The 6,615-nt window shown below is 68.5% G+C and carries 6 protein-coding genes; 1 reads left to right on the top strand and 5 read right to left on the bottom strand.

All coding sequences use genetic code 11. From position 1 onward, the window contains the following. The first annotated feature begins 170 nt into the window (after positions 1-170). Positions 171-1,610: a GGDEF domain-containing protein gene (locus ACM0PK_RS17350; RefSeq protein ID WP_414607796.1), complete on the top strand. Its 1,440-nt coding sequence runs from the start codon at positions 171-173 to the stop codon at positions 1,608-1,610. Between the two features lie 114 nt (positions 1,611-1,724). Here the strand turns inward: ACM0PK_RS17350 and ACM0PK_RS17345 are convergent, their stop codons facing one another. From ACM0PK_RS17345 to ACM0PK_RS17325, 5 genes are all read right to left on the bottom strand, one after another. Continuing rightward, the gene (locus ACM0PK_RS17345) at positions 1,725-2,063 is read right to left on the bottom strand and encodes a hypothetical protein (protein ID WP_006469105.1); all 339 of its coding nucleotides are present in this window, start codon (positions 2,061-2,063) and stop codon (positions 1,725-1,727) included. Positions 2,064-2,140: 77 nt separating this feature from the next. Further along, the gene (locus ACM0PK_RS17340; RefSeq protein WP_019662081.1) at positions 2,141-3,082 is read right to left on the bottom strand and encodes a DegV family protein; all 942 of its coding nucleotides are present in this window, start codon (positions 3,080-3,082) and stop codon (positions 2,141-2,143) included. A gap of 95 nt (positions 3,083-3,177) precedes the next feature. After that, entirely contained in the window at positions 3,178-3,810 is a 633-nt protein-coding gene (locus ACM0PK_RS17335; RefSeq protein ID WP_111202285.1) for a 2-hydroxychromene-2-carboxylate isomerase, read from the bottom strand. A gap of 25 nt (positions 3,811-3,835) precedes the next feature. Further along, entirely contained in the window at positions 3,836-5,098 is a 1,263-nt protein-coding gene (locus ACM0PK_RS17330; protein ID WP_414607797.1) for an amidohydrolase family protein, read from the bottom strand. Beyond that, a complete protein-coding gene (locus ACM0PK_RS17325; protein WP_414607798.1) occupies positions 5,098-6,507 on the bottom strand; it encodes an amidohydrolase in 1,410 nt (469 codons plus the stop codon). The genes ACM0PK_RS17330 and ACM0PK_RS17325 overlap by 1 nt, the downstream gene beginning before the upstream one ends. Between the last annotated feature and the right edge of the window lie 108 nt (positions 6,508-6,615).

The following is a 6,615-nucleotide window of genomic DNA, read 5'->3' as shown; positions in this document are numbered from 1 at the left end:
GGCCGCTGGCCGGCAACCCGCAGCCCTGCAATTCCCTGGGATTGCCGGCCAGCGGCCGGCACTACCATGGTGATGCACGCGGAGTGTCGTTTTGCCGCAGTGGATCACGCCGCTGTGGCGTGCCGGCGCGCTATCGTGCGCTCAGACGGCCTTGCGGATCGGGGGGATGCATGCCGGTAGTGCTGGCGCTGCTGTACGTGCTCTGCCATGGGCTGGCCGTGGCGTTCTGGCCGAGCCCGGCGGGCGTGGGTTCTTTCCTGTTCCTGACCGGCGCACCGCTGCTGGCCGCCGCCGCGTGCCTGCTGCGGGCGCAACGTGACCGCGCCGCTCTGGGCTGGCGTTCTACCGCGATGGCACTGCTGCTGTGGGCCGGTGGCATGACGTTCAACATGGTGGATGCGCTGGGTGCCGGCCGGGCTGACTTCACCCCACGCGTCAGCCTGTTGTTGTACGTGCTGTATGGCGTGCCGCTGGTGTTTATCCTGGCCCGGGCACGCCGCGAGCGCCCGAGCATCAGCCTGATCGACGCGGCGATGGCGGCGCTGCTGGGTGTGCTGTTCTTCGTGCACACCGCATCGTTCGCCGCCCGTGTCGAGGTCGACGCCCATGCCATGTCCAACATGCAGCGCATGTTCGACATCCAGAACCTGTGTATCGCCGCGTTCGCCGTGGTGCGATGGCTGGCCGGCGACGTGCCCGAACGGCGCAGGTTCTTCCGTGCACTGGCGCTGTACGCACTGGCCTATCTGCTGGTGGCCTACTACATCAACCACTACACCTCCGATGATGCATTCGGTGCGTTCAACGACCTGCTGATCGACGTCCCTTTTCTGCTGATCGCCTGCATGGCGCTGGACACGGCGCCGGACACAGGCACCACGGCACACCCGCGGCTGGCGCGGACGGTGCAGGCCGCCGGTCCGATCATCCTGCCGTTGCTGCTGCTGGTGGTCGGCACGCTGGTGGTCGATCATGCGCGGCCGTTGGCCGTCGCGGGCTTCGTCGTAGCCACCCTTGGTTTCGGCCTGCGCAGCGTCCTGCTGCAGACCGATCTGCTGGAGCGTCAGGCGGCGCTGGATCAACTGGCGCGGCAGGATGGCCTCACCGGCGTGGCCAATCGCCGCGAGTTCGACGCGCGGCTGACCTCCGAGTGGAATCGCGCGCGGCGCAGCGGCACCGAGCTGGGCCTGCTGCTGGTGGATATCGACCACTTCAAGGCCTTCAACGACCGGCACGGCCATCCGGCCGGTGATCGTTGCCTGCAGGCGGTGGCCGGGGTGCTGAAGGGCGTCGCAGGTCGCGGCGGTGACAGCGTTGCGCGTTATGGCGGTGAAGAATTCGCTGTCATCGTGCCTGGAAGCCCACTGTCGGGCGTGCTGGCGCTGGCTGAGCGCCTGCGCGAAGCGGTCGAAGCGCTGCCATTGCCGGAAGGCCCGGTCAGCATCAGCGTCGGCGTGGGCTACCTGCACCCACCGGCGCTGGCCAGTGCCGACCAGCTGCTGGCCGATGCCGGCCTGTATGCCGCAAAGCGTGCCGGCCGCAACCGGGTGGTCCTGCATGCGCGCGTGCTGGATGACGAGGGCAACGCGCACGGCACCATGGACTGTTGAGCGGACCAGCCCATGGCGTGCCGCCCGTCCAGGGACATCGCACTGGGTAGTGCCGGCCGCTGGCCGGCATCTCCTCGGTTGCCGGCCAGCGGCCGGCCCTACCACGGCGTGGCCTCAACGCACGTCGCGCAGTTCCCAGTGGTGGCCGGCCAGCAGGCGCAGGCGCTGCTTGAACACGTCACTGTCGATACGGGTGGTGGCGACCAGGTTGATGCGCAGGTCCTTCTGCTCGCCAGTCACGGTGGCGTCCGGATCGGTCACGCCCCACTGCGGTTCCACCGCATCCGGGTCGGGTTGCTTGGCTTTCCAGCGCTCGAACAGCGTGCCGCTGCGCAGGGCGTCCTGCAGCTCTTCGGCGAACCCGGCGGCGCCCTGCGAATGGAAGGACAGGTCAGGGTCGTTGCCGCGGGCTTTGGACGGGTCGGGCAGGCTGATGTGGTACTGCGCGGGCATGAAGTTCTCCTTGAAGTGCGGCAAGACTGGCACAACCGCGGTGGAATCGATGTGCAGATTCCAGCCACGGTCGGCCTTCATTCAAACCGATGTGGCCCATCGGCGAAACCCACCGTGACCGCGCCCTTGCCGACATTGACCATGCCGGTCAGGCTCATCACCGATTCGTACACGGTCACGCCATGGCCGGCGCAGACCTCTTTCAGCTGTGCGTAGCCGGGCAGGGCACGCAGCTCGTCCAGTTCTCCGCCGTAGCTGACGCACACCGTCGGCGTCATCAGCCCCGCACGTACGCGCTGGCCGACCACCGCGAACAGCTTCTGCACGGCGCTGTCGAAGCCCTTGATCTTGGCGACCGGCCCGGTTTCGCCGCGGTAGCCGTGCAGCACCGGCTTGATGTCCAGTGCGCTGCCCAGCGCCGCACTGAGCAGGCCGACGCTGCGGTCGCCCTTGTGCCGGGCGCGCGCACGCATGTAGTACAGATCACGGGTGACCATGTAGCCGTGCACATTGCCGGCCAGTTCTTCCAGCCGCTCGCGGATCTGCTGCACGCTGGCGCCACTGTCACGCAGGCGAACCGCCTCCACCGCAGTCACCGCCTGCGCGGCGAACAGGTTCTGGGTATCGAGCACGCGCAGCGCGAACGGCGAGTTGTAGCCCGCCGCCTGCCGCACCGGCTTGTAGTCGTTGAGGATGGCGAAGCTGGCCTGCAGCGCATTGTCGTGGATCGGGCTGCGGGTCTTGGTGATGGTCATGCAGAACACGTGGTCGTAATCGATCACCAGCTGCTGCAGGAACAGGTCGCGGATCTGGTTGACACTGAAGGGGATGGTCTCCGCCTCGGCGCCGTGCTCGGCCACGTGCGCGTGCAGGAAGCTCAGGGTGGCCTGCTCATCGCGATGATCGGCCAGCACGGCTTCGCCGATCCGCACGGTGATCGGCAGCAGCACGATGTTGTGCTCGGCAATGAAGTCCTGCGGCAGGTCGCAGGCCGAGTCGACGACGATTCCGATGCGCATCCGCGGCTCCCCCTCCAGGGCGGTTGTAGGTTCGGAAACGTGAAATCTATCTCAAATTCCGGCGTGGCGCGCGAGGGAAACGCGCCAGGCCCTGTTCAGCGACTGCGCTGCACGGCCACCGGAAGTTCGGCCAGGCGCTGCCATTCGGGCTGCTGCAGCAGGGCGGGATCGGCCAGCACGGCGGCCATCAACGGATGGGCGTCGTTGCCCCAGAACAGTTCGTCATCGATGGCCAGGGTTGGTACGCCGAACACGCCGGCAGCAATGGCGGCCTCGGTGTTCCTCCGCAGTTGCTCCTTGACCGCGGGGGCCGCGATGGCGCTGGCGACATCCTCGATCCCCAGCCGCGCAGCCGGTTCGCGCAGGGCCTCGGCGCTATCGGCGGCATTGCCGTCGCGCCAGATCCAGTCGAACAGCACGTCCACCGCCTGCACGCTGCCACCGGCGGCCAGGCACAGCCGCAGGGCAGACAACGGGTTGAACGGGTGGCCCGGCGGGAACCGCAGCCGTGTTCCTTCGGCCTGCGCAGTCCACAGCAGCTGGCGGTACATGAAGCGGCGCTTGGCCGGAATCTCGGCCGGCCCGAGGTTGCCCAGGTGATGCAGCACGGCACCGAAGGCGATCGGCACGGTCTGGATCTGTGCGAACTGGGGTAGCTGCTTCAGCTTCTGCCAATGCAGGTAGGAATAGGGCGAGACGAAGTCGAAGTACCAGCGCAGGGTGGCCATGCAGGTTTCCTTGGATAACTGGAGGTCAGGGCTGCGCGTTGCGCTGCAGGTAGCGGTCGCGCAGTTCGGTCTGGCGCGAGCGCATCGGCATCGCCCGGCCGCCCAGCCAGACCTGTTCGGCATAGTGCGCCACGTCCAGCGGGTCGCCCTCCCACAGCACCAGGTCGGCACGCTTGCCCGGCTCGATGCTGCCGATCTGGTCGGCCACGCCGAACGCCTGCGCCGGCACCCGGGTCAGGCCGGCCAGGCCGTCGGCCCAGGGCAAACCGTTGGCCACGGCATTGCCGGCCAGCTGGCGCATCTTGCGGGCGTTGTGCGAGGCGTCGCCACGCTGCACGAACGAGACCGCCACGCCGGAACGTTGCAGGCGTGCCGCGTTTTCCAGCGTGGCGCCGATCTGGTCGAAGCTGGCCGGCAGGTTGGACAACACATCGACGAACACCGGTACCTGTGCGGCGGCCAGTTCCGGCGCCAGCTGCCAGGCCTCGCTGCCTCCGGCGATGGCGATCTTCACCTTTTCGCGGACGGCCCAGCGCAGCAGCTGGCGGATGTCCGCCGCGCGGTCCACCTCTACCACGATGCAGCCCTGGCCGGCCAGGTAGCGGCCCAGCGTGCGGCGCCCGGCCGGCGTCAGCAGCGCATGCGGTGAGTCCGCGGCAACCTGGCCACGCGCCTCGTCCACCATCTGCTGCAGCAGCATCCATTGCGCCGCACGCGAATGCCCGGTCAGCTCCACTGCGGCTGACCCCAGGCGCAGGAACAGCGCGCGCGGCCCGAGGGGATCGGCGCTGCCGTCCAGCCGCATCACGCCACCCTGGCCTGCAACGAAGCCGCCACCGGTGGCCGCCCCCAGAGCGGTGAAGCCGATGCCGTCCAGGCGCGCCACCGGGATCAGCACCGAGGCCGGGTTGTACGCCAGGGTGACATCGAACTCGGGGCGCAACGGTTGTTCGCCGATCTTCAACGTGCTGTCGACCGTGCTCGCTTCACCGGAGACCTCTTCGATGCCGATCTCGGTGATGCCCCCGAACAGCGCCGGTGTCAGCGGGCGGCCATCGGCCTCGACCACGCTGGCCCCGGCCGGGGCGGACAGCCCGCTGCCGACTGCGCGGATGATCCCGCCCTGCACCAGCACATCGGCGTGCTGCAGGCTGCCGCGCGTGCTGGCCGTATGCACGGTCGCGTTGCGCACCAGCAGGTCCTGCGCCTGCGCGGATGCGGAGAGGCAGGCCAGCACCATGACCGTAGCGCCGAGCCATGCCCGGCGACGCTTGTTCAACGCGCCCATCAGTGCACCTCCTGGCCAAGCTGGAAGTCGGAACGTGGCGTGGCCGCAGGTGCGCTGCGGTCGTACAGGCGGCGGCCGTCGATGAAGACCTGCTCGGCCAGCGCGTACGAGCTGAAGGGGTTGCCGTTCCACACCACCACGTCGGCCATCTTGCCGGCCTCCAGGGTGCCGGTCTGGCCTTCAATCCCCAGCGCCCTGGCGGCGTTGGCGGTCATCCAGGTGATGGCGTGTTCGGGGGGGATCTCCGGCATGCGTGCGCGGCGCGCGGCGGCGATCACCTTGGCCGCTTCCTGGTTCAGGCGCTGGATGCCTTCGGGGGAGTCGGAATGGACGATGGCGCAGCTGTTCTTCGGCCGATCGACCAATGCGATGTTCTCCGGAATGCCGTCGAAGGCTTCCATCTTGAAGCCCCACCAGTCGGCCCACAGCGCGCCGCAGACGCCGTCGGCGGCCAGCCGGTCGGCCAGCTTGTAGGCCTCCACGCCGTGGTGGAAGGCGTCCACCTTGAAGCCGAATTCCTTGGCCAGGTCGAGCATGGTGGCCATCTCGTCGGCGCGGTAGCAATGGATGTGCACGCGGATGTCGCCTTCGATCGCGCCGGCCAGCGTGTCCAGCTTGAGATCGCGCTTGCCGCCAGCATCACCGGCGCTGTCGCCCTTGTCGCTGCCGAACCAGCTCCTGCGCTTGGCCGGCTTCGGTTTGTTCTTGGCGATGTAGTCGGCGGCATCGATGAAGGCGGCGCGGTAGCCGGCAACGTTGCCCATCCGCGTGGCCGGAGCGACGCCCTTGCCTCCGCCGTACACCCGCTTCGGGTTCTCGCCGCAGGCCATCTTCAGCCCCCACGGTGCGCCGGGAAACTTCATCGCCTGGTAGGTGATGGCGGGGACGTTCTTCAGGGTCACACCACGGCCACCGACCAGGTTGGCCGAGCCCGGCAGCACCTGCATGCTGGTCACGCCGCCGGCCAGTGCGGTGGCGAAACCCGGGTCCTGCGGCCACACCGAGTGCTCGGCCCAGACGTTGGCGGTGACCGGGGCGGTCATCTCGTTGCCGTCGCTGTGCGCGCCGACGCCCGGGCTGGGGTACACGCCCAGGTGCGAGTGCACGTCGATCAGGCCGGGTGTGACCCACTTGCCCTGCGCATCGATGCGGGTGACACCGGCATCGGCCTGCAGCTGGCGGCCGACGGCAACGATGCGGCCCTCGCGCAGCAGCACGTCGGCGTTGTCCAGGCGCTGGCCGGTGCCGGTCAGCACGGTGGCGTTCTGGATCAGCACCGGTGCATCGGGGTGTGCCTGGTAGGTGCTGGGGTAGGGATCGGCGACGAAGCGCGAGGCGCCCACCGCCGGTGCCGTGCTCAATGAAACCAGCGCCAGTGCCACCCCGGTGCGCAACAACGTCGATGCCATGCAGTTCCCCTCGCCAGAAACATGAATCCACCGACGCTAGCCGGGGCCGGTGTGGCTTGCCAAGTGACCTTGGACAGGGGCGTGGGGGGTAGGAATTTTCTGATGGAG

Origin of the sequence: Stenotrophomonas sp. FR010 (assembly GCF_047520755.2) — a bacterium.
GTDB classification, from domain to species: domain Bacteria; phylum Pseudomonadota; class Gammaproteobacteria; order Xanthomonadales; family Xanthomonadaceae; genus Stenotrophomonas; species Stenotrophomonas sepilia.
The sequence above is the reverse complement of the archived record's forward strand: the minus strand, read 5'-3'. Positions and strand labels throughout refer to the sequence as shown.

What these genes read in the sequence shown, in the direction of transcription:
- ACM0PK_RS17350 (WP_414607796.1), top strand. Translation starts at nt 171, where the DNA reads ATGCCGGTAGTGCTGGCGCTGCTGTACGTGCTCTGCCATGGGCTGGCC.
- ACM0PK_RS17345 (WP_006469105.1), bottom strand. Translation starts at nt 2,063, where the DNA reads ATGCCCGCGCAGTACCACATCAGCCTGCCCGACCCGTCCAAAGCCCGC.
- ACM0PK_RS17340 (WP_019662081.1), bottom strand. Translation starts at nt 3,082, where the DNA reads ATGCGCATCGGAATCGTCGTCGACTCGGCCTGCGACCTGCCGCAGGAC.
- ACM0PK_RS17335 (WP_111202285.1), bottom strand. Translation starts at nt 3,810, where the DNA reads ATGGCCACCCTGCGCTGGTACTTCGACTTCGTCTCGCCCTATTCCTAC.
- ACM0PK_RS17330 (WP_414607797.1), bottom strand. Translation starts at nt 5,098, where the DNA reads ATGGGCGCGTTGAACAAGCGTCGCCGGGCATGGCTCGGCGCTACGGTC.
- ACM0PK_RS17325 (WP_414607798.1), bottom strand. Translation starts at nt 6,507, where the DNA reads ATGGCATCGACGTTGTTGCGCACCGGGGTGGCACTGGCGCTGGTTTCA.